We start from the raw sequence: 21,839 nt of genomic DNA on the forward strand, positions 1-21,839 counted from the left end.
TTGGTGCCGTCTGCGTCGGCGCGCTCGCGCGGCGTTGGGCCGTTGAGCGTTGGCGTCGGTGGCAGTAGACCCAAATGTTAGGAAATTGTTCCTGCCGTTCGTCGGCTTGTCGAGATTTTTTTATCGCGGCGTTCGCGCGGCGGTCGCGCAGGAAGGATGGCAGGGGCGGGCGGGGCGCGCGGCGGGGTAAGCTCGGGGCCGTTTTGCGTCGGAGTCGGCATGGACATCGTTGCCTTGTTGGTGGTCGCCGTAGCCTTGTGGCTGGCGTTCAAGCTGGTCGGATTCGTATTGCGCGCGGCGATGTGGGCGCTGGTGTTCGGCGGCTTGTATTGGCTGATCGCGCCGCTGGCGGGTTGGCCGATGCCGTTCTAGCCGCGGCCGGCGCCGTTCGCTTCGTCCGCCGCGCTCGCTGCGCTGCGGATCCGTCCATCGCGTTCCGACAGGAGTTCGCCGCCATGCCCGACTCGCCGTCCGCTTCGCCCGCCGTCCCCGCGCACTGGGTCGCCGACACCCAGGACATCGGCCGCCTGGTGCGGGCGGTGTACGAATGCATCTCCGGCCCGGCCGGGGCGCCGCGCGACTGGGCCCGGTTCCGCTACCTGATGCACCCGCGCGCGCTGAGCCTGCGCACCGTGGTCGAAGCCGACGGCTCGACCCGGGCGATGGTGTTCGACGTCGAGCAGTACATCGCCGACGTCGAGCCCTTGTTCGCCCGCACCGATTTCTTCGAGGTCGAGACCGACCAGCGGATCGAGCGTTTCGGCCAGATCGCGCACGTGTGGAGCAAGTACGACGCGCGGCCGGCGCCGGGGTCGGAGGTGTTGCTCAAGCGCGGCGCCAACAGCATCCAGGTCTGTCACGAGCACGGGCGCTGGTGGGTGGTGTGCACGGTCTGGGACAACGAGCGCGAGGGGTTGCGGTTCGATTTGTTCTGAGCGATTCGGCGGGGCGCCCTCATCCGCCCCTTCGGGGCACCTTCTCCCGCTAGCGGGGTGAGGGGGCGCGCTTGCGAGCCACTGGCTCGCGCGCCACCGAACGCCCGAACGCTATGCGTTCGGGCCGGGGAACGGGCTAGCCAGACGCGGCGCAGGGTGGCTGCCCTCATCCGCCCCTTCGGGGCACCTTCTCCCGCAGGCGGGAGAAGGGACAGCAATCGGCGTCGCCGCTTTTAGCCCCTCTCCCGCTTGCGGGAGAGGGGTTGGGGTGAGGGCCGCGCGCCCTCAACACAGCCCATCCGGCAACACACAAGCGCCGATCCTTCCCCAATCCGCGCTGGATACGCCGCCCACCCGGCCCCAGATCGTCGGCATCCCCTCCGGAGCGCCGACCCCCGCATGCTGCCGTACTCCGTCCTAGACCTCGCCCCCGTCACCCAGGGCAGCGACACCCGCCAGGCCTTCGCCAACAGCCTCGACCTGGCCCGCCACGCCGAAGCCTTGGGCTATACCCGCTACTGGCTGGCCGAACACCACAACATGCCCGGCATCGCCAGCGCCGCGACCGCGGTGCTGATCGGACATATCGCCGGCGGCACCTCGACGATCCGCGTCGGCGCCGGCGGCATCATGCTGCCGAACCACGCGCCGCTGCAGGTCGCCGAGCAGTTCGGCACCCTGGCTTCGCTGTATCCCGAGCGCATCGACCTCGGCCTCGGCCGCGCCCCGGGCACCGACCAGGCCACCGCGCGCGCGCTGCGCCGCTACTACGACGGCGCCGACAGCTTTCCGCAGGACGTGGCCGAACTGCTGCACTACTTCGAACCGGCGCAGCCGCAGCAGGCGGTGCGCGCGGTGCCGGGCGCCGGGCTCGACGTACCGGTGTGGCTGCTCGGCTCGAGTCTGTTCAGCGCGCGCCTGGCCGCGCAGCTCGGCCTGCCGTTCGCGTTCGCCTCGCACTTCGCGCCGGACGCGATGGATCAGGCGCTGACTTTGTACCGCCGCGATTTCCAGCCGTCGGCGCGCCTGCAACGGCCGCACGCGATGCTGGCCTTGAACGTGGTCGCCGCGCAGAGCACGGTCGAAGCGCGCAAGCTGTTCACCACCCAGCAGCAGGCCTTCGTCAACCTGCGCCGCGGCCAGCCGGGCTTGATCCCGCCGCCGATCGACGACATCGAAAGCTATTGGACGCCGCTGGAGAAAGCAGGCGTCGCGCAAGCGCTGGCCTGCGCGGTCGTCGGCGACCCGGACGAAGTCGCCGCCGGCATCGCCGCGTTCGTCGCCCGGCACCAGCCGGACGAGTTGATGGTCACGGCCAACATCTTCGAACACGCCGCGCGACTGCGTTCGTTCGAACTGGCCGCGCACGCGCTCAAGTCGTTGCGCTGAGCGCGCGGACGGGCCCGGCGCGCGTTCGCGCCGGGCGCTGCGTCAACGGTTTGCGCTCAGCGCGCTTCCACGCCGAGCAGTTCGACCTCGAACACCAGCGAGGCATCCGGCGGAATCGCGCCGCCGCCGGCGCCGTCCTTGCCGTAGGCGAGGTCGGACGGAATCATCAGCACCCGCTTGCCGCCGACGCGCATGCCGGCGACGCCGTCGTCCCAGCCGCGGATCACCCGGCCGGCGCCGAGCAGGAAGCTGAAAGGCCGGCCGTTGTGGTCGTAGGAACTGTCGAACTTGCTGCCGCGCTTGTTCGCCGCGGTTTCGTCGAAGAACCAGCCGGTGTACTGCACGATCACTTCCTGGCCGGACTGGGCGACCGCGCCGGTGCCGACGCGTTCGTCGATGGCCTGGAACTGGTCGATGCGGCCGTGCATGACCTTCGGCGCGGCCGCGGCTTGTTCTTCTTGCTGCGCCGGACGCTGACAGCCGGCCAGGGTCAGCGCGGCGCCGGCCAGCAGCGCGGCCAGCGCCGGCGCGCGCAGGGCGGTGAAAACGTTGGTGCGGGACGCTGCTGCCACGGAGACCTCGGGAACGCTGGGCGAAAGGACGCACAGCTTACCCGCGTCGCCGCGCTCAGGCCTGCGGGATGCGCTTTTCGTACTCGGCTTCGAGGCGGCCGTGGGTGCGCCAGAAGCCTTCGGATTCGCGCTGCGACAGCTGATCGATCAGCAGGCCCAGATGCGCGTGCCAGCCGCCGGAGACGCTGACCAGGCCGTTGCGGTTGGACAGGTGGCGGTGTTCGACGACCAGATGCACCTCGCCGCCGCGTTCGCTGAGTTCGAAGGTGACTTCCGACTTGCTGCCGGAATTCTCGTTCCAGGTGTAGCTCAGCAGGCGCGGCGGATCGATCGCGGTGATGCTGCCGTGCATGCTGTTGACGCAGTCGCTGGCGTACTTGGCCGGCGGCGGGTCGTCGTTGCGGGTCAGGCGGTTGTTGTCGAAGTTGAGTTCGACCGCGCCGCCGACGCGCAGGTCCATGTCGCCGGCGGCGAGCCAGCGTCCGCGCTTGTCCGATTCGGTGAGGTAGGCCCAGACGCGTTCGATCGGGCCGGGCAGGACGCGCTCGATGCGCACGGAGTCGGGAGCGGTGAGGACGCCGAAGGCGTCGTTGGCGGGCAGGTTCATTGCGGTCTCCAGGGGCGGGGCGTTCAGGGGCGCGGCTTGCGCCGCGATGGACGTGGGGTAGTGGCGGATCGGGCGGGGCTGGATTTCTTCGCGCCGGATTTGGCCGAAGCGGATCTGGCCGAAGCGGACTTGGTCGAGGCGGCGGGCGACGCCGGGGGCGGCGGTTTGGCGGCGTCCTCGGCGCGCAGCAGCGCTTCGAGGTCGTCGAGGCGGTGGTTCCAGAAGCGTTCGTAATGGCGCAGCCATTCGAAGCCGCCGTGCAGCGGTTCGGCGTCGAGGCGGCAGACGTGGATGCGGCCGCGCACTTCGCGCCGCACCAACCCGGCGCGTTCCAGCGCCTTGATGTGTTTGGACGCGGCGGCCAGGGTCATCTCGAACGGCCCGGCCAGCTCGCCGACGTTGCGCTCGCCGTCGGCGAGCTGGCGCAGCATGGCGCGGCGGGTGGGGTCGGCGAGGGCGTGGAAGACGGCGGTGAGCCGTTCGGAGTGATAGTCAACCATGGGGTTGAATATCCGCCCGTGCCCGACAACTGTCAACCGATTGGTAAAATATTTGCAGGCGAGCCGACAGGCGGTAGGGCGGAGTGGTCCAGGCTTGGTGCGATCGTCGCCGTCGCTGCTGTTGTTGTTAGCTCCCCCCGCCGCTGCGAACTCGCCACAGGCAACCGTAGACCCGAAGGGCGCGCGCATGGATGCGCGCGTGCGGGACCGGGCCAGGATGGCCCTTGTCCCGCATACCTGCGCAAGCTACGAACGATAGTGGCTCTTGATTCGAGAACAAGGAAAGCGCCTTTCTTTGGTTACTTTCTTTGGCAAGACAAAGAAAGTAACCCGGCCGCTTGCGGACGGAAGCTTTGGATTGTGGCTTGTCTTCACCCGCAATGAAGACACCGACGAAACCCACCGCGGAACGCCCGCTGTAGGAGCGACGCAAGTCGCGACCGCGAAACCACAGCCCTTGCGCAGGTTTCGTCGTAGTTGAGTTTTCGCGGTCGCGACTTGCGTCGCTCCTACAGTCGGATACCAACCTTTCGGGTCTAGGGTTGCCTGTGGCGAGTTCGCAGCGGCGGGGGAAGCAAAGAGCAGCGGCAGTCGCAACAACAAAATGGGTTCCGGCTTTCGCCGGAACCCTTTTTGATTTCCCCTCGACGCAAGCGACGACGCAGGCAAACGCCGCGTGACAGCCTGCACCCGCCGCCGAACGCCCCGCCGCCTCAACCCGCCGCAGGCGAAGGCGCCAGACTCGCGCCGAACTCGCGCATCGCCTGCGCAGTCGCCGGATCGGCGGGGAAGAAGGTTTCGATCGCCAGCTCGGCCAACGTCACGTCCATCGGCGTGCCGAACACCGTGGTCGTGCTGATGAAGGACAACTCGCCGAACGGCGTGCGCATGCGGCACGGCACCGCGACGTGCGCGGCGCCGGTCAGTTCGGCCGGGTCGTAGTCGGTCGGTGCCGGGTAGGCTTCGAGTTCGGCGTACAGCGCTTCCAGCACCGGGTCGCCGCTGGTTTCGATCTGATGGCGCAGCCGGTGCAGGATGTGCGCGCGCCATTCGCCGAAGTTGAGGATGCTCGGCGCCATGCCCTCGGGATGCAGCGCGGCGCGCAGCACGTTGGCCGGGCGCGCGAGCAGGTGTCCGGCCACGCCGGCCAGCATCGGCGCCAGCGCGCGGTTGTGCTGGATCAGGTTCCAGTGCCGGTCCACCGCCAGCGCCGGGTGCGGTTCGTGCGCGTACAGCACCAGTTCGACCGCGGCATAGGCCTCGCGCATCGCCGGGTGGTCGAGCGGACGTTCGGCGTAGATCGGCGCCAGGCCGGCGGCGGTCATCAAGGCGTTGCGCTCGCGCAAGGGCACGTCCAGGCGGTCGGCCAGGCGCAGCAGCATCGCCCGGCTCGGCAGCGAGCGGCCGGTCTCGATGAAGCTGACGTGGCGGGTGGAGATCTCGGCCATTTCGGCCAGATCGAACTGGGTCAGGCGGCGGCGCTGGCGCCATTGGCGCAGCAGTTCGCCCACGGAGGCGGAATCGTTCATGCGGCCACCTTAGCCCAGCCGCGCCGGCGCCGGCATTACCTGCCAGGTAATCGACCCGCCGCGCGCGCCGCGGTGTGATGGCGGCGTCCAAAACGAACGCACTCACGACAGGAGAACGCAATGGCCATCGTCATCGAACGCAATCCCGCCCACTTCCTTCGCCGCGTGGTCCAGGCCGACCTCGCCGTATCCGCCGCCGCCGGCGCGCTGCAACTGGCCGCGGCCGAACCGCTGGCGCGGCTGACCGCGATCGACGCTGGAATGCTGCGCGGCTCGGGCCTGGTGTTGATGGGCTGGGTCGCATTTCTCGGCTGGGCGCTGAGCCGGCCCGCGATCAGCGCACCGATGGTGCGCACGATGATCGGCGTCAACCTCGCCTGGATCGCCGCCTCGCTGCTGGTGTGGCTGGAAGGCGCGATCGCGCCGAATCCGCTCGGCGTGGCCTACCTGCTGGCGCAGGCGGCGGTGGTGGCGGTGTTCGCCGACCTGCAGTACTTCGGCCTGCGCCGGCAGCGGCGCGGTTGAGCGGCGATGTCTGCGACCGGGGCGAATCCGGATGTGCGCGCGGCCTCGCCGCCGGCCGCGGCGCGCGGCGTGCCGCGCAACCTGCCGGCGCGCTGCGCGTGGTGTCCGGACCTGATCGGCTGCCGGGTGCCGGCGCCGGTCGCGGCGCCGGTGCGGACTGCGCGCTGCGATGCGCGCAGCGGGCCGCGGATCGTCGCTGTGTGACTTCGCTGTGTAACATCCGTAGCCCCTGTAGGAGCGGCGCGAGCCGCGACCGCGACAACACAACTACGTCGGAGCTTACGTCGCAGTTGCGTTGCCGCGGTCGCGGCTCGCGCCGCTCCTACAGCCTTACTGCGCCGTTCAACCCGCCGGGGCCGCGTACGCCACCTCGACGATCGCGAAGCGCGCCGGCCCGGCCGGCAGCACCGCTTCGAATTCGTCGTCGACGCGGCGCTTGAGCATCGCCCGCGCCAGCGGCGAATCGATGCTGATGTGGCCCAGGCGCGCGTCGGTCTCGTCGGGGCCGACGATGCGGTAGCGCGCCAGCTCGCCGTTGGCGACGTTCTCGAGCTCGACCCAGGCGCCGAAGAACACCGACCGCGGGTCGCTCGGCGTGGTCTCGATGACCCGCAGCAGCGGCAGGCGCTTGCTCAGATAGCGCACGCGCCGGTCGATCTCGCCCAACTGCTTCTTGCGGTAGGTGTATTCGGCGTTTTCCGAGCGGTCGCCTTCGGCCGCGGCCGCGGCCAGCGCCTTGACCACCTCGGGCCGGCGCACCCGCCACAGCTCGTCGAGTTCGTGCTTCAGGCGCGCGTGGCCCTCGCGCGTGATCAGCGCGGTGCTGTGTTCGGCGGGCGGGCGCCATCGGCCCATGTCGGCGGTACTCGCGGCGGCAGGGCGGTCGTTATCGCAGAGCCGGCGGCGGGGTTCAAGCCCGCCGCGCCCGCGCGTGCGCGCAGGCGGCCGCGACGGCGCCCCGCGGGGTTTGCTTCGGTCGCGGGCGGCGCCGCCGCGCTTGCCAGTGCGCGGACGATCGGCAAGGCTGTGGCGACCTGTCCGCCCGCCGCGCCCATGCTGATCCTGCCGCTGCACCGTCCGTTCACGCGCGCCAATTTCCCGTTCGTGACGGTGCTGCTGGCGCTGGCCAACGTGTTCGTGTTCTTCGCCCTGCAAAGCGGCGACGGGGCCAAGCTCAAGGCGCTGTATCGGCAGTATCTGGACTCGGGGCTGGCGGCGATCGAAGCGCCGGCGTATCGGCGTCATCTGGAGCGTAGCGGCCAGCGCGAGGCGCTGGCGGCGCTGGACGCGGCGCCGGAGCGCGAACGCGCCGGTCTGGTCGCCTCGCGCAGCCTCACCGATGTGACCTTCGCCCGCGCGCTGGCCGGCGGCGAGCTGTTCGACGATCCGGCGCAGTTCGAGCGCTGGAAGCCGTTGCGGGCGCAGTACGAGGACCAGCGGGACGGGGTGTTCACCTTGCGCCACATCATGCGCAGCTCCGAGATCGACCCGTGGCGGATGCTCTCGGCCGCGTTCCTGCACGGCGACGCGATGCATCTGCTCGGCAACATGATCTTCCTGCTGGCGCTGGGGCTGCTGGTGGAAGGCGCGGTCGGCGCGGGGCTGTTCGCGCTGTTGTACGCGCTCGGCGCCTACGGCTCGGCCGCGCTGTCGCTGTGGTGGCGCTGGGGCGAGGCCGGCGGCGGGCTCGGCGCGTCCGGCGCGATCGCCGCGCTGATGGGCGCGTTCTGCCTGGTCTGGGGCCTGCGTCCGGTGCGCTTCTTCTATTGGATCGGCGTGGTGTTCGACTACGTGCGCGCGCCGGCGATCTGGCTGTTTCCGGCGTGGCTGGGCTGGGAAGTGTTCAACCTGCTGACCCGCAGCGATCTCAATATCGGTTTCGACGCCCACGCCGGCGGCTTGCTGACCGGCGCGTTGGTCGGCGCAGCCTATGTCGCAATGGGCCGGGTGCGTTCCGGCTTCGTCGACGAAGACGCGACGGCGGCCGCGCCCGACACGCGCTGGGAACGCGCGCAGCAGCACCTGGGCCGGATGCAGTCGTCCGAAGCCGAGGCGCTGCTGGCGGAACTGGTGCAGGAACAGCCGCAGCGCTTCGACCTGCGTCTGGCGCGCTATCGCGCGGCCCGCAACGCCGGCCGCCGCGATGCCCTGGCCCAGCGCAGCGTCGAGCTGCTGGCGCTGGATCCCGACGACGCGGCGCAGGCGCGCGTGCAGGCCGAAGCGCTGGCCGGATTGGACGAAGCCGGGATAGCGACCGAACCCGCGCGCCGGCAGGCGCTGCTGCGCGCCTGGACCCGCGTCGGCGCGCTCGACGCGGCGGAAACGCTGCTCGATGGCGCGGCGATGGCGGCGCTGCCGCCGGAGCGTCTGGCCCAGGCGTGGCTGGAGCTGGCGTTGGCGCATCGCGACCGCGGCCAGCCGGCGGAGCAGGCCAAGCGGCTGCGGCTGGTGCTGGAGCGCTATCCCGAGCAGCCGCAGGCGCTGAAGGCGCGGTTCCTGCTCGAACACGAATTGCACGAGCCGACGTAAGGGACGTATCTCGCTGTAGGAGCGACGCGAGTCGCGACTGCGACAACGCAACTACGGCGAAACCTGCGCCGTAGTTGCGTTGTCGCAGTCGCGACTCGCGTCGCTCCTACAGGGCGAGTTCAAGCCGACGCGGGTTGCAGCGGCTTCAGCGCAGCCTCCAGCTTCTCGCGCAACGGCTCGTCCTCGCAGCGCGCGATCGCCTGTTCCAGCAACGCCCGCGCCTCGTCGTCGCGCCCCAGCCGGTCGACCAGCAACAAGGCCGCGTCGAGCGCCCAGCGCGGCGCGGCGGGGTGTTTGGGCGACTGCCGCAGCAGCGCCCGCAGCGTGTCGACGGCGGTCTGCGATTGACCGCTCATGCGCGCGCGTTCGGCCAGGCGCTCGCCGTGTTCGGTCTGCATCGGCGCGAAGTCCGGATCGGCGTCGAGCGCTTCGCGCAGCACGCCGAGGGCGCGGGCTTCCTGCTTCTCGATCATCAGCAGGTTGAGGTACTGGCGCGAGTGCTCGCTGCGTTCGGCCAGCGACGCGCCGGCGCTGCGCAGCAGGCGGTGGTAAAGATCGTGCACCGCCGGGGTCACCGCGCGGGTGCGGATCTCGCCGCGCAGATGCTCCATCGCCGCCGGGTTGTGGCCGTCGCGCACCAGTTCCTGCGCGCGCTCGAGCAGTTCGCCGTCGCGGTCGTACAGCGCCGGCAGGCGGTTGCGGTGCGCTTCGGGCTCGTAGCCCAGTTCCTCGTGGTACTGGTAGACCAGATAGCCCATCAGATGGAACGCGGCGAACAGGCCCCAGAACGACACCAGGGTCAGCAGCGGGCCGCCGAGCAGCAGCGGCACGAACTTGGCCATCCAGTAGCCGGCGGTGGCGACGCTGGCCTGGATCACGAACAACAGCCCGAACACCGCCAGGTACGGCCAGCCGACGCGGGCGACGATGCCGAAGGCGGTGGCCGGATTGAGCGCGTTGAGCAGGCTGCCGTCGATCGCCAGCGACATGATGCAGCCCGGCTGCAGGAATACGATCGCCGCGATCGCGACCACGCCGACCACCGGCCCGCCGAACAGCGCGGCGAGCAGGATCGCGACGATGTAGACGAACTGCATCGCCAGCAGCCGCCAGACCACGCCGCTTTCGATCTTGAGCACGCTCTCGGGCGGGTCCTGGTGGCCGTCGGCGGTGGCGCGCAGGATTTCGAAGGCGTACTTGTACGCGGCCATCCACACCAACAGCGCCACCAGCCGGCCGACGAGGGGCACGAAGGCGGCCAGGCTGCACAGGGTCAGGATCAGCAGGGTGATGCCGGACGCGCCGCGCAACGGGTACAGCATCATCGGCCGCAGCCGGTTCCAGAACGGGACCGGGCTGGCGGGCAACTGGGGCGTGGGCATGGCGGCTTCCGAACCGTGACGGGCGTTTGAGTTCGGCTACGGTAGCCGATTCCTGCCCTGGTAAACGGAGTCCCGCGAAAAAACGGCTCACCCCCTGTAGGAGCGGCGCGAGCCGCGACCGCGACAGCGCAACTGCGCCGAAACTGTCGTCGTGGCTGCGTTTTCGCGGTCGCGGCTCGCGCCGCTCCTACAGGGGGATACGGACCTTACTGGGCCGCGGCGGTGCGCTTGAGGCTGTGGTTGAACTCCGATTCGATCTTCTTGCCTTCCATGTCGAGCATGCGGATCTCGTCCTTGCTCAGCACTTCGAACAGGCTGTCGTCGTCGCTCTTGCTGTTGGGATCCAGGCGCACGCGCTTGCCGTTGTCTTCGGCGGTCCAGGTGCCGTCGCTCTTGGACGGGCTGCCGTCGCCCTTGCCCTGATAGATCCGGCTCAGCGCATAGCTGCCGTCGGCCTTGAGGTCCAGGGTGGTGTCGATGCTGCTGCAATCGGCGCAGGGCACGGTGCCGCGGAAGGTGCCGGCGAACGCGGCGGCGTCGGCGGCGGTCGGCTCGGCGGCGGCGACTGGGGCGGGCGCCGGCGCGGCCGGTTCGGCGGCCTTGGGCGCGTCGGCCGGGGCCGGAGCCGGCGCGGGTTCGGCGGGCTTGTTGCACGCGCTCAGCGCGAGCGTGGCGAGGCAGGCGAGGGCAAGCAGTTTCTGATTCACGTACGGCTCCTGTGCATGGGCGGTTTGCGAAAAGGGGCGGCGGTCGCGCGGCGAGGAGTGAGCGTAGAGGAGCGGGCCGCGGACGAAAGCGAGCCTTTGCTCACTTCGCGCGGCTGCGCGCCCGCTCCCGGCTCCTCAGCGCTTGCCGCCGAAGATGCCGCCGAGCAGGCCGCGCAGGATCTGCCGGCCGACCTGGGTGCCGACCGTGCGCGCGGTCTGCTTGGCCATCGTCTCGACCATGCCCTGGCGGCGCTTGGTGCCGAACACCGCGTCCTTGACCGCCTGGCCGAAGCCGCCTTCTTCCTGGTCGTCCTGCTCGCGGGTCTTGGCGGCCGGCGCCTGGGCCTGCTCGGCCGCGGTTTCGGCGCGCTTGGCCAGCATCTCGGCGGCCGATTCGCGGTTGACCGAGGTGTCGTATTTGCCGCCGATCGGGCTGCCGGCGCGGACCTGGGCGCGCTCGGCCTCGGTGATCGCGCCCATGCGGCAGCGCGGCGGCGCCACCAGGGTGCGTTCGACCGGCATCGGCACGCCCTTGTCCTGCAAGGTCGAGACCAAGGCCTCGCCGGTGCCGAGCTTGGAAATCGCTTCCGCCACGTCCAGCGCCGGATTCGGCACGAAGGTCTGCGCCGCGGTGCGCACCGCCTTCTGATCGCGCGGGGTGAACGCGCGCAGCGCGTGCTGCACGCGGTTGCCGAGCTGGCCGAGGATGTTGTCGGGGATGTCGTCGGGGAACTGCGAGCAGAAGTACACGCCCACGCCCTTGGAACGGATGATCCGCACCACTTGCTCGACCCGCTGCTGCAGCGCGGCCGGGGCGTCGTCGAACAGCAGGTGCGCCTCGTCGAACACGAACACCAGCTTGGGCCGGTCGAGGTCGCCGACTTCGGGCAGCTGTTCGAACAGTTCCGACAGCAGCCACAGCAGGAAGCTCGAATACAGGCGCGGCTTGAGGATCAGCGAATCGGCCGCGAGCACGTTGACCACGCCGTGGCCGTTCGCGGTGGTGCGCATCAGGTCGGCCAGCTCCAGCGCCGGCTCGCCGAAGAAGTGGTCGCCGCCGTCCTGCTCCAGGCGCAGCAGCGAGCGCTGGATCGCGCCGATCGACTGCGCGCTGACCAGGCCGTAGCTGGTGGAGATGTCCTTGCGTTCGTCGGCGACCAGGCCGAGCAGGGCGCGCAGGTCCTGCAGGTCGAGCAGCAGCAGGCCGCGGTCGTCGGCGAGCTTGAATACGATGTCGAGCACGCCGGACTGGGTGTCGTTGAGTTCGAGGATGCGCGCGAGCAGGGTCGGGCCCATCTCGCTGACGGTGGTGCGTACCGGGTGGCCGAGCTTGCCGAACAGGTCCCAGAACACCACCGGGCTGGCCTGCGGGGTCCAGTCGGTCACGCCGATTTCGCTCAGGCGGCTCTGCAGCTTGTCGTTGGCGGTGCCGGCGACGGCGAGGCCGGCGACGTCGCCCTTCACGTCGGCCAGGAACACCGGCACGCCCTGGCGCGAGAAGCCTTCGGCCAGGGTCATCAGGGTGACGGTCTTGCCGGTGCCGGTGGCGCCGGCGACCAGGCCGTGGCGGTTGCCCAGCTTGGTGTGCAGGAACACCTGTCCGCTTTCGGGGGTGGTTACGGCCTTGCCGATCAGGATGTCGTTCTGGGTATCGCCGGGGGTCGGGGCCATGTCCGTTTCCGTGGTTCGGGGGATGCTGCGGGGAACTCGCGAAGGGCCGATTCTAGCGGGAGGTGTGTTGGGTTCGTGAAGCGAGGTGGGATGTGGGGTACGGGGCTGTCTTTTGTAGGAGCGGCGCAAGCCGCGACCGCGCCAATGCGACTGCGACGAACGTCGCCTAAGCCGGTTGGCTACGTATGACGACAAGCCACAATCCAAAGCTTCCGGCCGCTTGCGGACGGAAGCTTTGGATTTTCGCTTGTCGTCACTCGTAGCCCCGGCAAGAGCAGCAACATCAAGTGAGTTCCGGCCTTCTCCGAAATGACGGGCTGATGGCTGCGACGCGTCGAGGCGTTACGGCGGAGTTACGCAGCTGCGGTTCCCCGAGGATGCAGGGCTTCGGAAACTGGCGGCAGGGCAACGTCGCTGCGGTTAGTCCTTGCCCCGGCCAGACCCCCGCCGTTACCCTGGCCCCCCGCAAAAAGGACCTGCCGCACGCCTCATGCCCGCCTATTCACGTCCCGCCCGCGCCTCGCGCGTCCCGGCCGGCTTCCGTGCGGCGGTCGCGCCGCTCGCCGCCGCGCTCGCGCTGTGCAGCCTCTCGCCGCAAGCCGCGGCCCTGTCCAAGCGCGATCAGACCGCGGTCGACGCGCTGAGCCAGCGCATGCAGTCGGCCGAAGCCCGTTACCAGTCGGCCCTGGTCAAGATCCGCAACGCCGACCCGACCGGCCGCCAGGACAGCGACGCCGCGCTGGAGGACATGGAGGACGTGATCGCAGCCTGCCTCAAGCAGAAGGGCTGCGCGCCGACCACCATGCTGGCCGGCTACAAGCGCCTGCTCAAGGCCAACGCCGACTCGGTCGCCAACACCGACGAGGACGCCGAGGACGCCGGCCAGCTCGACAGCGACAGCTTCGCCGCCGACGTGCCCGAGGCCGCGCGCGCGGCCGCTTTGCTCAGCGACGACGGCCAGCGCTTCGTCAAGATGGTGCAGTACAACCCGGCGGTGCAGGCCGGCATCCGCCGCTGGCTGACCGACCTGCGCGGCCCGCTGATGCAGAGCTACGACAACTATCAGTACATGCGCGGGCTGATGTGGCCGGAATTCCAGCGCGCCGGGCTGCCCGAGGCGCTGCTGTTCGGGATCATGGCCAAGGAATCCAACGGCCGCGTGCACTCGACCTCGCGCGTCGGCGCCGCCGGCCCGCTGCAGTTCATGTTCGCGACCGGCAAGCGCTTCGGCCTCGGCGACGACGGTTCGGGCTTCGACACCCGCTACGACCCCAAGCAGTCGGCGCAGGCCGCGGCCGAGTACTTGAACGAGCGCCTGGGCCAGCTCAACAACTCCATCGAGCTGTCGCTGGCGGCCTACAACGGCGGCGAAGGCCGCGCGCTGCGCATCAACAACGCCTCGGGCGGGCGCAACTTCTGGGACGAATCGGTCTACAACCAGTTCCCGGCCGAAACCCGCGACTACGTGCCGATGGTGGTCGCCGCGGCGTGGCTGTTCCTGCACCCGCGCGAGTACGGCCTGAATTTCCCCAAGGTCGACGGCAAGCTCGCGCAACTGCGCTTGAACCGGCCCAGCTCGATCTATGAGCTGACCATCTGCATGGGCGGCAGCGGCAGCCGCGACGGCTACATGCGCGCGCTGCGCAACCTCAACCCGCGCTACCAGGCCGACAGCTATCTGTCGGCCGGCACCACCCTGACCGCGACCACGCGCATGGTCAGCCTGTACAACCGCTGGTGCGTGCAGGGCAAGCGCGCGGAACTGGCGCGCACCCTGGTCGCCAGCGACGCCGCCAGCGCTGTCGTGCGCACCGGCCCGCTGACCGTGCTGCCGGCGCAGAGCGCGGGCGAGGACGGCACGCTGGCGTTCGCGGGCACCAGCGCCGCCGGCGTGCCGGTCACCATCGCCACCGGCCGTCCCGCGCCGGCGCCGAAGGCCGAGCCGAAGAAGAAGGCCGCGCCGAAGGACTACAAGGTGCAGCGCGGCGACACCCTGACCGAGGTCGCGCGCAAGTTCTCCTGCGACACCCGCGCGCTGGCCAAGGCCAACGGGCTGAAGGCGCCGCGGTATGCGGTCAAGCCGGGGCAGCGGATCAAGCTGAGCGGTTGCGGCGACTGAGGCGCATGCAGGCATGAGCACGGATGCGACTGCCGCCGGACCCGCCGCCCACCGGGGCGGCGAGTCGCCCGCCTTGCGCGATCTGTCGCCGCGGGCCCTGCGCCGCTGGACGTATCTGTCCCGCGCCTGGCTCGGCGCGATATGGGCGGTGCTGGTCGGGGCGTTTTCCTGGCTGATGTCGGGACATCAGCCGGTTTCCATGTGGCTGCTGGTCGGCGCCTCCTTGGCGGCGATGCTGTCGGTGGTGCCCGTGCACGAATGCGGGCATTGGTGGGCCGCGCGCCTGCGCCGCATGGCGGTGGCGATGGTCGTGATCGGCCCGCTGGAATTGCAGCCGCGCCGGCGCGGCGTGCGCCTGCGCTTGCTCGGACGCAAGAGCGCGCAGCGCGGCCTCGGCGGTTGGGTGGTCGCGCTGCCGGACCCGCGTCGCGATGTGCGCCGCGATGCGATGTGGATGGCCGCGGGCGGCAGCTTGGCCAATCTGCTGTTCGCCGCGGCGTGCATCGTCGCCGCGGTGTTGTTGCCGCCTTCCTCTCTGCGCCCGGTGTTGGCGCCGCTGGCTGTCGCGAACATCGCCATCGGCGTGCTGAACCTGATGCCTTATCTGATCGGCGGCCGCACGCCCAGCGACGGGTTGAATCTCTGGCGGCTTTCGCGCAATCGCTACGAAGACCTGCCCGGCTGGTCGCTGAAGCTGGTGCTGGGCCATTTCGCTGCGGGCTTGCCGGCGGATCGCCTGGATCCGGCGTTGCTGCGGCGCATGAGCAACGAGCCCGAGCCGATGCCGCTGATGCGCGATTGGCTGGAGTTCGATGCCGCGCTGCGGGCCGGCGCCGCGGACGACGCGGCCCGGGCGCTGGTGCGCGTGCGCGAACGAGCCGCGGGCTATCCGCCGCAGATGCGTGAGCTGGCGGCCGACCTGCTGGCCATGAGCGAAGTGCAGGACGTGTTTCATCGTGCGCTCGCCGGCGGCGATGACGATCCCGTGCGGGCCTTGTCGGCCCTGGATCTGCGCCAGCCAGGCTTGTGGCGCTCGCCGCAAGTGGCGCCGCGGGTGCGCGCGTTGGCGGCGGCGCTGCGCGGCGACGCCGCGGTCGCGCGGGTCGAGCTGGAACGTTCGCGGCGTTACGCCGAAAACGATCCGGTCCCCGGCGTCGCCGCGTATGAGGCGTCGCTGCGCGAGCGGATCGTTGCGCTGATGCCGCCGGCGGCGGCAACGGCCGGAGCCGCCGGATGAGCGGCCGCGTGCGCAGTTGGGCCGTCGTCGTCGCGGTGTCCGCCGTCCTCGCCATCGTTGGCGCCTACGCCGGCGGCGCGGCGATCTGGCTGCATTACCTGTTCAAACCCGCGACCACGCTGCTGATCGCGGCGATGGTGCTGCGCGCAGGCGCCGGCGCCGAGCCGCGCTACCGCCGCGCGATCTTCGCCGGCCTGTTGCTGTCGACCGCGGGCGATGCGTTCCTGATGTTGCCCGGCGACTGGTTCGTGTTCGGACTGGCCTCGTTCCTGTGCGCGCACATCGCCTATCTGGTCGGCCTGTGCCGGCGCGCGCGGCCGTTCGCCGCGGGGTGGCCGTTCCTGGCCTACGCCGTGCTCGCCGGCGCGGTGCTGGCGGTGCTGTGGCCGCATCTGCCCGGCGAACTGCGCGTCCCGGTGATCGTCTACGTGGCGGTGCTCGCGGCGATGGCGGCGCAGGCCGCGGCGGTGTGGCGGCGTCGCGCGGATGCGGCCGGCGTCGTCGCGGCGATCGGCGGCGCTTGTTTCGTGTTCTCGGACGCGACGTTGGCCATCGACCGTTTCGCCGCGCCGTTCGCTGCGGCGCAGGCGGTGGTGTTGGTGAGTTACTGGGCCGCGCAGTGGTGGATCGGGCGGTCGGCGGTGTTGGCGCGGGGTTGATCGCGAGAACAAGGGCGACGCAACTGCCTGTCGTCATTCCCGCGAAGGCGGGAATCCAGAGACTTCAGCGCCCTGTCGCGATGAAGCCCTGGATTCCCGCCTTCGCGGGAATGACGGTAGGCAGGTTGCGCTGTGTACTTGCACTTGCCCGGCGCGAGTTGGAGTCGCAACGCTCCTGCGGCTGGCATACTCGCCATCCGCTCAACGCACAGGACGTGCGCACCCGACCAGGATCGTCGAAAGCCGCCTCACGCGCCTTCGCCGTCGCGCCCTCACTGTCTCGCGCCCTCGCTGCCCGCATCGAACCGCACGTCGCGCGTTCGCGCGGCCGGGCGCCCTCGTCTTTCCACCACCCGCCAGGACCTCACGGATGACCGACCACCCTGCCTACGAAGTGCTCACCACCGCCGCCGTCGAAACCGAATTCAAGGTTTCCGGCTGCATCGAATATCCCTACCGCGAGTTCGCCGGCGAGCAGGAACAGCGCGTCTACCGCGGCGGCCTCAAGCTCGCCGGAGACTTTTGCAGCGAGCCGGGCGTGGACTGGAATCCGTACAACGTCATCGTCGACGGCGACCTGGAGATCGACGGGCAACTGCTCTGGAACGACTTCGGCGGCGGCTGCTACCTGCTGGTCACCGGCGACCTCAAGGCGCGCAATGTGGTGTTGCAGGGCTGCCCGAACGTGACCGTGCTGGGCGAGCTGATCGCCGAAGGCGCGGTCGCCGGCCGCTACGGCGACGACGGCGGCGTGCTCAACGTCGGCGGCCGCACCCGCGCGGCGCTGGTGTTGGCGACCAGTTATTTCCGCATGTCGTTCGGGCCGACGGTCGAGGCGACCCTGATCGCCGCGCCGCTCGACGTCGACATGGACGTGGATTTCAGCACCGACGAACTGCCGGCGCTGGTGCGGCCGGAGTTCCTCGACGCCGACGGCGAAGCCGACGAAGGCGCGATGTTCAAGGCGATGGCGCAGGGCTTGCCGGTGCTGCGCGACGACCTGCCGCCGGGGGCGCGCGCCGTGGCGAACTGAGCGCGCAATCTGCGCTACGCCCAACGCGGCGGCCCGGACTGTGGTCCGGGCCGCATCGCAGGCGGTTCGTGCGACGTCTTGTGCGGCGAGGCCGTATCGCGCCTCAGGCGGCGGGCCCGGCCGGTTTTTCGTCCGTTTCCTTCGCCGGAGCGTCCGGCGCCGACAGCGCCTCGCGCGCCTTGCGCCACCACCCGCCGGCGACATCGCCGGCCTGGCCCACGCCTTTTTGCAGCGATTCGCCCATCGGCTTGAGCGCCTGTTCGTCGGCGAAACGGGTCGCCGCGCGCATCGCTTCGGGGCCGTGCGCCTGCACCGCGTCCCAGGCCAGCGCGGTCAGCAGGCGCGGCATGAACGCGAACGAATCCACGTCGCCGCCCTTGGCTTCGACCTGGGCGGTGAAGCCGGCCAGTTCCTTGCGCAGGTCCGCCGGCACGCTCGGGTCTTCGCTGATCCGCTTGAGCGCGATCAGCGCGTCGCGCGGACGGCCTTCCTGCACCGCCACGCCGGCTGCGGCGATCTTGCCGAGCCACGGCGCGCGCAGCATCTGGCCGAGCGCGTCGGCGTGGATCTGGGCGCGGTCCCAGCGTTTCTCGCTGACCGCCAGGTAGCCCAGGCCCAGGTGCAGGGCCAGCATCTGTCCGGCCGGGCCTTTTTCGAAGGTCGTATCGCCTTGCGCGCTCCAGACTTTTTCGCTTTCGGCCTGGGCCAGTTGCGGCCACTGCAGGCGCTGGAACGCGACCGAGCGCAGCGACGCGGCGGCGAGGTCGTCGAACGCGGCGCAGTCCTGCGCCTCGACGATGTCGGTTTCGGCCACGGCGATGGTGGTCTTGTCGGCGCCGAGCGCGCCGTAGGCCAGCAGCAGATGGGCGATGCACAGGTCGGCGGGGCCGAGCTTGGGCAGGTCGGACGGCGCCATGCCGGCCTTGCCGCTGAGTTGCGCGCCGAAGCGGTACGCCTCCAGCGCGGCCGGCAGGCCGTTTTCGGAGACGCGGCGGTAATTGGCGTAGGTCAGGCCGTCGCGCAGGTCGGCGAGTTGTTCGGTTTCGCTTTTGGCGCCGCAGGCGGTCAAGGCGAGGGCGAGCGCGGCGAGGGCGAAGCGGCGTCCGATGCGGGTCATGCGTGTCCCCTCCGTGGGGTTTCGTGATCTACCTGTAGGAGCGGCGCGAGCCGCGACCGCGACACCACGCTTGCGACGTAGGTGTGGTGTCGCGGTCGCGGCTCGCGCCGCTCCTACAGGGAGTTTTCAGCGGGTACGGCGGGCCAAGGGCTGACCCAGGCGCACCGCAGTCTCGGCCTGCAACGCGGCGTCCAGCGTCGCCACGCCCGGCGGCAGCAGCACGATCACGGTCGAGCCGTAATTGAACCGGGCCATTTCCTCGAAGCGCTTGAGGGTGATGCCCTTGCCGCGATAGTCCTTGGTGGTGACGCGGTCGCCGTAGGCGGGGATCTCGACGCCGCTCCACACCGTTTCCACGCCCGAGACCAGCAGCGCGCCGACCATGACCAGCGCCATCGGCCCGAACTCGGTGTCGAAGTGGCAGACCAGGCGCTCGTTGCGCGCGAACAGGCGCGGCACGTTGCGCACCGCGTCGGGGCCGACGCTGAAAAGCCGGCCCGGCACGTGCACGGTTTCGCGCAGGGTGCCGGTCCACGGCATGTGCACGCGATGGTAGTCGCGCGGCGACAGGTACACGGTGGCGTAGTCGCCGTCGCGGAACGGCGCGGCCGCGGCTTCGTCGCCGCCGAGCAGTTCCAGCGCGGTGAACGAGCGGCCCTTGGCCTGGAAGATCTCGCCGGCGCGGATCGGCCCGCACTGGCTGATGCGGCCGTCGGCCGGCATCACCAGGGTGCGCGCGTCGCCTTCGGCGCGGCGCGCGCCGGGCTTGAGCGCGCGGGTGAAGAAGGCGTTGAAGGTCGGGTAGGCGCGCGGATCCGGATTGGCCGCCTCGTTGAGGTCGACGCCGAACTTCTCGGTGACCGTGTCGATCAGCCAGCGGCTGACCCGCGGGTCGTCGGAATAGGCCAGCATGCGCGCCAGGCCCGACAGGAAGCGGTGCGGCAGGACGTAGGTCAGGGTGGTGACGAGGCTCACGGCGCGGCCTCCGTCAGCGCGGCCATGTCGCGCGCGATCACGTTCGGATCGAACGGCGGCCGCACTAGGCCGGCCATGCGCCCCTGCGGGTCGAGCACGGCCATGCTGGCGCTGTGGTCCATCGTGTACTGGTCGGCCGGCGCGCCGGGCGGGGCCGGGACCTTGGCGAACACCATGCTCAGCGACTTGGCGAAGTTCTCCAACGCCGGCACGTCGGCGGTCGCGGCCAGGGTGTCCTTGTGGAAGCCGTGGGCGTACTCGCCGATCTTGTCGGGCGAATCGCGCTCGGGGTCGACCGAGACGAACAGCACCCGCGGGCGGGTCGATTCGGGGATCGCTTCCCAGGCCTTCTGCGCCACCGACATCTGCGCCAGCGTGGTCGGGCACACGTCCGGGCAGTGGGTGAAGCCGAGGAAGACCAGGGTCCAGTGGCCCTTGAGCTCGCCGGAAATCAGCTGGGTGCCGTCGGACTGGCGCAGCGAGAACGCGGGCAGGGTGCGCGGCGGGTCGAACAGGCGCACCGCCTGCGTTTGCGGCAGGTGCGAGCGCTTGACGCTGCCGAAGTATTTCTGCGCGGCCCACAGGCCCAGCGCGGCGGCCAGCGCGGCCACCAGGACGATGGCGGTAGTGCGGTTGAACATGGCGGTTCCAGCGTGAATGCCTGGCCATGATAGGGGATTCGGGATTGGAGATTCGGGATCGGCAAAGGCGGGCGGCGGGAGGGGGAGGGCTAGCCGGGCCGCCGGGCCGCCGATCCCCGAATCCCGAATCCCGAATCCCGAATCCCGAATCCCGAATCCCGAATCCCGAATCCCGAATCCCGAATCCCGAATCCCGAACAAAAGCTATACTGCGCCCCTTGTTACGCCCTGGACCCGCCGTGCCCGCTTCCGTTTCCTTCGAACAGCTGACCCTCGTCGACCTGATCCGCTACGGGGCCAGCCGCTTCAACGCGGCCGGGCTGAGCTTCGGCCACAGCTACGACAACGCCCTGGACGAAGCCACCCAGCTGGTGCTGCACGCGCTGCACCTGCCGCACGACCTGAGCCCGGTGTACGGCCAGGGCCGGGTCACCGGCGACGAGAAGGACGCCGTGCTGGCGCTGTTCCAGCGCCGCATCGACGAGCGCATCCCGGCCGCCTACCTGACCGGCGAGGCCTGGTTCGCCGGCCTGAGCTTCAAGAGCGATGCGCGCGCCCTGGTGCCGCGCTCGCCGATCGCCGAGCTGATCGAAGCCGGCTTCGAGCCCTGGCTCGGCGGCCGCGAAGTGCGCCGCGCCCTCGACCTGTGCACCGGTTCGGGCTGCATCGCCATCGCCACCGGCCACTACCACCCCGACTGGGAAGTGATCGGCGCCGACATCAACGACCAGGCGCTGTCGCTGGCCGCCGAAAACAAGCAGCGCCTGCTCGCCGACAACGTCGAGCTGCGCAAGTCCGACCTGTTCCAGGGCCTGCAGGGCGAGGTGTTCGACCTGATCGTCACCAACCCGCCTTACGTGACCGACGACGAGACCGACGCGCTGCCGAAGGAATACTCGTTCGAGCCGGAACTCGGCCTGCGCGCCGGGCACGACGGCCTGGACCTGGCGCTGAAGATCCTGCGCGACGCGCCGGACCACCTCAGCGAAGACGGCCTGCTGATCTGCGAAGTCGGCGAAGCCGAGCGCGCGCTCGGCGAACTGCTGCCGCAGCTGCCGCTGGCCTGGGTCGAATTCAAGGTCGGCCAGATGGGCATCTTCGTGGTCGAGCGCCACGATCTGGTCGAACACCGCGACGCGATCAAACGGCTCGCCGACGCGCGAGCCTGATCGAGCCGCTTCTCATCGAGCCGTTTCTCAAGATCACGCGCGTCGGCGGCTGGTAGCGCGGGGCACGAGCCTCGCGCGGCGCCGCAAGCGACGCTGACTGCACAGCATCGCCGGCGCGGACCGGCCGGAACTCGTAAGCGCCCCGCGGCGTTTGCGCGACTTCATCGCAATCGCCTGCGGACTCTTTGGAGGTCGTCGCAGGGTTGCGCGCGCCTTCGTTACAGCGGAAACCGGAGCGGTCGGCTATGGTGGCCGGAGCGGTGCGCGCGGAAGGTCGGCGTGGTCGCTGTTTGCGATTTCGGTGCTGCTTGCCTTCACCCCAGCCCTCTCCCGCAAGCGGGAGAGGGAGCAGGGTGGCCTGGACGGGCGACATTCGACCGATTACGCAAATTCACTGCCGCAAGCCGTGTCGCTGCAGGCTCAAGCCGCCCTGGCCGAAGGACTCCCTCTCCCGCTTGCGGGAGAGGGTTGGGGTGAGGGCGGCCGGCAGCGTTCTAAGCCACCGCCATCCGATCATTTCCGCCCGCCACAACCGCGCCGTAC

Annotated in this window: 22 protein-coding genes; 11 read left to right on the plus strand and 11 right to left on the minus strand. The window is 70.2% G+C overall.

Going from position 1 to position 21,839, the window contains the following annotated elements; genetic code table 11:
* Window positions 1–219: 219 nt before the first annotated feature.
* The 3 genes from JHW38_RS01910 (at window position 220) to JHW38_RS01920 (ending at window position 2,324) form a co-directional block, all read left to right on the plus strand.
* Window positions 220–372 (plus strand): hypothetical protein, encoded by a 153-nt coding sequence (locus JHW38_RS01910; RefSeq protein WP_207524354.1) that lies wholly within the window; start codon window positions 220–222, stop codon window positions 370–372.
* A gap of 83 nt (window positions 373–455) precedes the next feature.
* Complete coding sequence (locus tag JHW38_RS01915) at window positions 456–935, plus strand: hypothetical protein (RefSeq protein ID WP_207524355.1); 480 nt, start codon at window positions 456–458, stop codon at window positions 933–935.
* A gap of 399 nt (window positions 936–1,334) precedes the next feature.
* Window positions 1,335–2,324: an LLM class flavin-dependent oxidoreductase gene (locus JHW38_RS01920; RefSeq protein WP_207524356.1), complete on the plus strand. Its 990-nt coding sequence runs from the start codon at window positions 1,335–1,337 to the stop codon at window positions 2,322–2,324.
* A gap of 56 nt (window positions 2,325–2,380) precedes the next feature.
* Here the strand turns inward: JHW38_RS01920 and JHW38_RS01925 are convergent, their stop codons facing one another.
* From JHW38_RS01925 to JHW38_RS01940, 4 genes are all read right to left on the minus strand, one after another.
* Window positions 2,381–2,860, minus strand: coding sequence for an FKBP-type peptidyl-prolyl cis-trans isomerase (locus JHW38_RS01925; protein WP_428995339.1), 480 nt, complete (start codon window positions 2,858–2,860; stop codon window positions 2,381–2,383).
* Between the two features lie 91 nt (window positions 2,861–2,951).
* Complete coding sequence (locus JHW38_RS01930; RefSeq protein WP_207524357.1) at window positions 2,952–3,503, minus strand: SRPBCC family protein; 552 nt, start codon at window positions 3,501–3,503, stop codon at window positions 2,952–2,954.
* Window positions 3,504–3,526: 23 nt separating this feature from the next.
* Window positions 3,527–4,003 carry an ArsR/SmtB family transcription factor gene (locus JHW38_RS01935; protein WP_207524358.1) on the minus strand — a complete coding sequence of 159 codons (477 nt, stop codon included), beginning with the start codon at window positions 4,001–4,003 and terminating at the stop codon, window positions 3,527–3,529.
* A 713-nt stretch (window positions 4,004–4,716) separates the two neighbouring features.
* Window positions 4,717–5,532: a helix-turn-helix domain-containing protein gene (locus JHW38_RS01940; RefSeq protein ID WP_207524359.1), complete on the minus strand. Its 816-nt coding sequence runs from the start codon at window positions 5,530–5,532 to the stop codon at window positions 4,717–4,719.
* Window positions 5,533–5,652: 120 nt separating this feature from the next.
* On the opposite strand from JHW38_RS01940, the gene JHW38_RS01945 reads away from it, so the two are divergent.
* Both JHW38_RS01945 and JHW38_RS01950 read left to right on the plus strand, forming a co-directional pair.
* Entirely contained in the window at window positions 5,653–6,057 is a 405-nt protein-coding gene (locus JHW38_RS01945; protein WP_207524360.1) for a hypothetical protein, read from the plus strand.
* A gap of 6 nt (window positions 6,058–6,063) precedes the next feature.
* On the plus strand, window positions 6,064–6,261 hold the full coding sequence (locus tag JHW38_RS01950) for a hypothetical protein (RefSeq protein ID WP_207524361.1): 198 nt from the start codon (window positions 6,064–6,066) through the stop codon (window positions 6,259–6,261).
* A gap of 138 nt (window positions 6,262–6,399) precedes the next feature.
* Here the strand turns inward: JHW38_RS01950 and greB are convergent, their stop codons facing one another.
* A complete protein-coding gene (gene greB, locus JHW38_RS01955; protein WP_207524362.1) occupies window positions 6,400–6,912 on the minus strand; it encodes a transcription elongation factor GreB in 513 nt (170 codons plus the stop codon).
* 198 nt (window positions 6,913–7,110) lie between these two features.
* Between greB and JHW38_RS01960 the strand changes: the two genes are divergently transcribed.
* Complete coding sequence (locus JHW38_RS01960) at window positions 7,111–8,586, plus strand: rhomboid family intramembrane serine protease (protein WP_207524363.1); 1,476 nt, start codon at window positions 7,111–7,113, stop codon at window positions 8,584–8,586.
* A 119-nt stretch (window positions 8,587–8,705) separates the two neighbouring features.
* Here the strand turns inward: JHW38_RS01960 and JHW38_RS01965 are convergent, their stop codons facing one another.
* From JHW38_RS01965 to JHW38_RS01975, 3 genes are all read right to left on the minus strand, one after another.
* Window positions 8,706–9,968, minus strand: coding sequence for a DUF4013 domain-containing protein (locus tag JHW38_RS01965; RefSeq protein ID WP_207524364.1), 1,263 nt, complete (start codon window positions 9,966–9,968; stop codon window positions 8,706–8,708).
* Window positions 9,969–10,174: 206 nt separating this feature from the next.
* Complete coding sequence (locus JHW38_RS01970) at window positions 10,175–10,675, minus strand: copper resistance protein NlpE (protein WP_207524365.1); 501 nt, start codon at window positions 10,673–10,675, stop codon at window positions 10,175–10,177.
* Window positions 10,676–10,810: 135 nt separating this feature from the next.
* Window positions 10,811–12,346 (minus strand): helicase HerA-like domain-containing protein, encoded by a 1,536-nt coding sequence (locus JHW38_RS01975; RefSeq protein ID WP_207524366.1) that lies wholly within the window; start codon window positions 12,344–12,346, stop codon window positions 10,811–10,813.
* 490 nt (window positions 12,347–12,836) lie between these two features.
* Between JHW38_RS01975 and JHW38_RS01980 the strand changes: the two genes are divergently transcribed.
* The 4 genes from JHW38_RS01980 to JHW38_RS01995 all read left to right on the plus strand — a co-directional run bounded on the left by JHW38_RS01980 (window position 12,837) and on the right by JHW38_RS01995 (window position 17,394).
* On the plus strand, window positions 12,837–14,465 hold the full coding sequence (locus JHW38_RS01980; RefSeq protein ID WP_207524367.1) for a transglycosylase SLT domain-containing protein: 1,629 nt from the start codon (window positions 12,837–12,839) through the stop codon (window positions 14,463–14,465).
* A 73-nt stretch (window positions 14,466–14,538) separates the two neighbouring features.
* A complete protein-coding gene (locus JHW38_RS01985) occupies window positions 14,539–15,702 on the plus strand; it encodes a M50 family metallopeptidase (RefSeq protein ID WP_207524368.1) in 1,164 nt (387 codons plus the stop codon).
* A complete protein-coding gene (locus tag JHW38_RS01990) occupies window positions 15,699–16,361 on the plus strand; it encodes a lysoplasmalogenase (protein WP_207524369.1) in 663 nt (220 codons plus the stop codon). The genes JHW38_RS01985 and JHW38_RS01990 overlap by 4 nt, the downstream gene beginning before the upstream one ends.
* A 370-nt stretch (window positions 16,362–16,731) precedes the next feature.
* Window positions 16,732–17,394, plus strand: coding sequence for a hypothetical protein (locus JHW38_RS01995; RefSeq protein ID WP_207524370.1), 663 nt, complete (start codon window positions 16,732–16,734; stop codon window positions 17,392–17,394).
* A gap of 103 nt (window positions 17,395–17,497) precedes the next feature.
* On the opposite strand, the gene JHW38_RS02000 is transcribed toward JHW38_RS01995, so the two are convergent.
* The 3 genes from JHW38_RS02000 to JHW38_RS02010 all read right to left on the minus strand — a co-directional run bounded on the left by JHW38_RS02000 (window position 17,498) and on the right by JHW38_RS02010 (window position 20,127).
* On the minus strand, window positions 17,498–18,511 hold the full coding sequence (locus JHW38_RS02000) for a hypothetical protein (RefSeq protein WP_207524371.1): 1,014 nt from the start codon (window positions 18,509–18,511) through the stop codon (window positions 17,498–17,500).
* A gap of 126 nt (window positions 18,512–18,637) precedes the next feature.
* Window positions 18,638–19,486 carry an archaetidylserine decarboxylase gene (asd, locus tag JHW38_RS02005; protein WP_207524372.1) on the minus strand — a complete coding sequence of 283 codons (849 nt, stop codon included), beginning with the start codon at window positions 19,484–19,486 and terminating at the stop codon, window positions 18,638–18,640.
* On the minus strand, window positions 19,483–20,127 hold the full coding sequence (locus JHW38_RS02010) for an SCO family protein (protein WP_207524373.1): 645 nt from the start codon (window positions 20,125–20,127) through the stop codon (window positions 19,483–19,485). The genes asd and JHW38_RS02010 overlap by 4 nt, the downstream gene beginning before the upstream one ends.
* A 239-nt stretch (window positions 20,128–20,366) precedes the next feature.
* On the opposite strand from JHW38_RS02010, the gene prmB reads away from it, so the two are divergent.
* Entirely contained in the window at window positions 20,367–21,296 is a 930-nt protein-coding gene (gene prmB / locus JHW38_RS02015; RefSeq protein WP_207524374.1) for a 50S ribosomal protein L3 N(5)-glutamine methyltransferase, read from the plus strand.
* The last annotated feature ends 543 nt before the right edge of the window (window positions 21,297–21,839 follow it).

Source organism: Lysobacter enzymogenes (assembly GCF_017355525.1).
Taxonomy (GTDB): Bacteria; Pseudomonadota; Gammaproteobacteria; order Xanthomonadales; family Xanthomonadaceae; genus Lysobacter; species Lysobacter enzymogenes_C.

Coding starts and splice junctions, on each gene's coding strand:
- JHW38_RS01910 (WP_207524354.1), top strand. CDS start 220: ATGGACATCGTTGCCTTGTTGGTGGTCGCCGTAGCCTTGTGGCTGGCG.
- JHW38_RS01915 (WP_207524355.1), top strand. CDS start 456: ATGCCCGACTCGCCGTCCGCTTCGCCCGCCGTCCCCGCGCACTGGGTC.
- JHW38_RS01920 (WP_207524356.1), top strand. CDS start 1,335: ATGCTGCCGTACTCCGTCCTAGACCTCGCCCCCGTCACCCAGGGCAGC.
- JHW38_RS01930 (WP_207524357.1), bottom strand. CDS start 3,503: ATGAACCTGCCCGCCAACGACGCCTTCGGCGTCCTCACCGCTCCCGAC.
- JHW38_RS01935 (WP_207524358.1), bottom strand. CDS start 4,003: ATGGTTGACTATCACTCCGAACGGCTCACCGCCGTCTTCCACGCCCTC.
- JHW38_RS01940 (WP_207524359.1), bottom strand. CDS start 5,532: ATGAACGATTCCGCCTCCGTGGGCGAACTGCTGCGCCAATGGCGCCAG.
- JHW38_RS01945 (WP_207524360.1), top strand. CDS start 5,653: ATGGCCATCGTCATCGAACGCAATCCCGCCCACTTCCTTCGCCGCGTG.
- JHW38_RS01950 (WP_207524361.1), top strand. CDS start 6,064: ATGTCTGCGACCGGGGCGAATCCGGATGTGCGCGCGGCCTCGCCGCCG.
- greB (WP_207524362.1), bottom strand. CDS start 6,912: ATGGGCCGATGGCGCCCGCCCGCCGAACACAGCACCGCGCTGATCACG.
- JHW38_RS01960 (WP_207524363.1), top strand. CDS start 7,111: ATGCTGATCCTGCCGCTGCACCGTCCGTTCACGCGCGCCAATTTCCCG.
- JHW38_RS01965 (WP_207524364.1), bottom strand. CDS start 9,968: ATGCCCACGCCCCAGTTGCCCGCCAGCCCGGTCCCGTTCTGGAACCGG.
- JHW38_RS01975 (WP_207524366.1), bottom strand. CDS start 12,346: ATGGCCCCGACCCCCGGCGATACCCAGAACGACATCCTGATCGGCAAG.
- JHW38_RS01980 (WP_207524367.1), top strand. CDS start 12,837: ATGCCCGCCTATTCACGTCCCGCCCGCGCCTCGCGCGTCCCGGCCGGC.
- JHW38_RS01990 (WP_207524369.1), top strand. CDS start 15,699: ATGAGCGGCCGCGTGCGCAGTTGGGCCGTCGTCGTCGCGGTGTCCGCC.
- JHW38_RS01995 (WP_207524370.1), top strand. CDS start 16,732: ATGACCGACCACCCTGCCTACGAAGTGCTCACCACCGCCGCCGTCGAA.
- JHW38_RS02000 (WP_207524371.1), bottom strand. CDS start 18,511: ATGACCCGCATCGGACGCCGCTTCGCCCTCGCCGCGCTCGCCCTCGCC.
- JHW38_RS02010 (WP_207524373.1), bottom strand. CDS start 20,127: ATGTTCAACCGCACTACCGCCATCGTCCTGGTGGCCGCGCTGGCCGCC.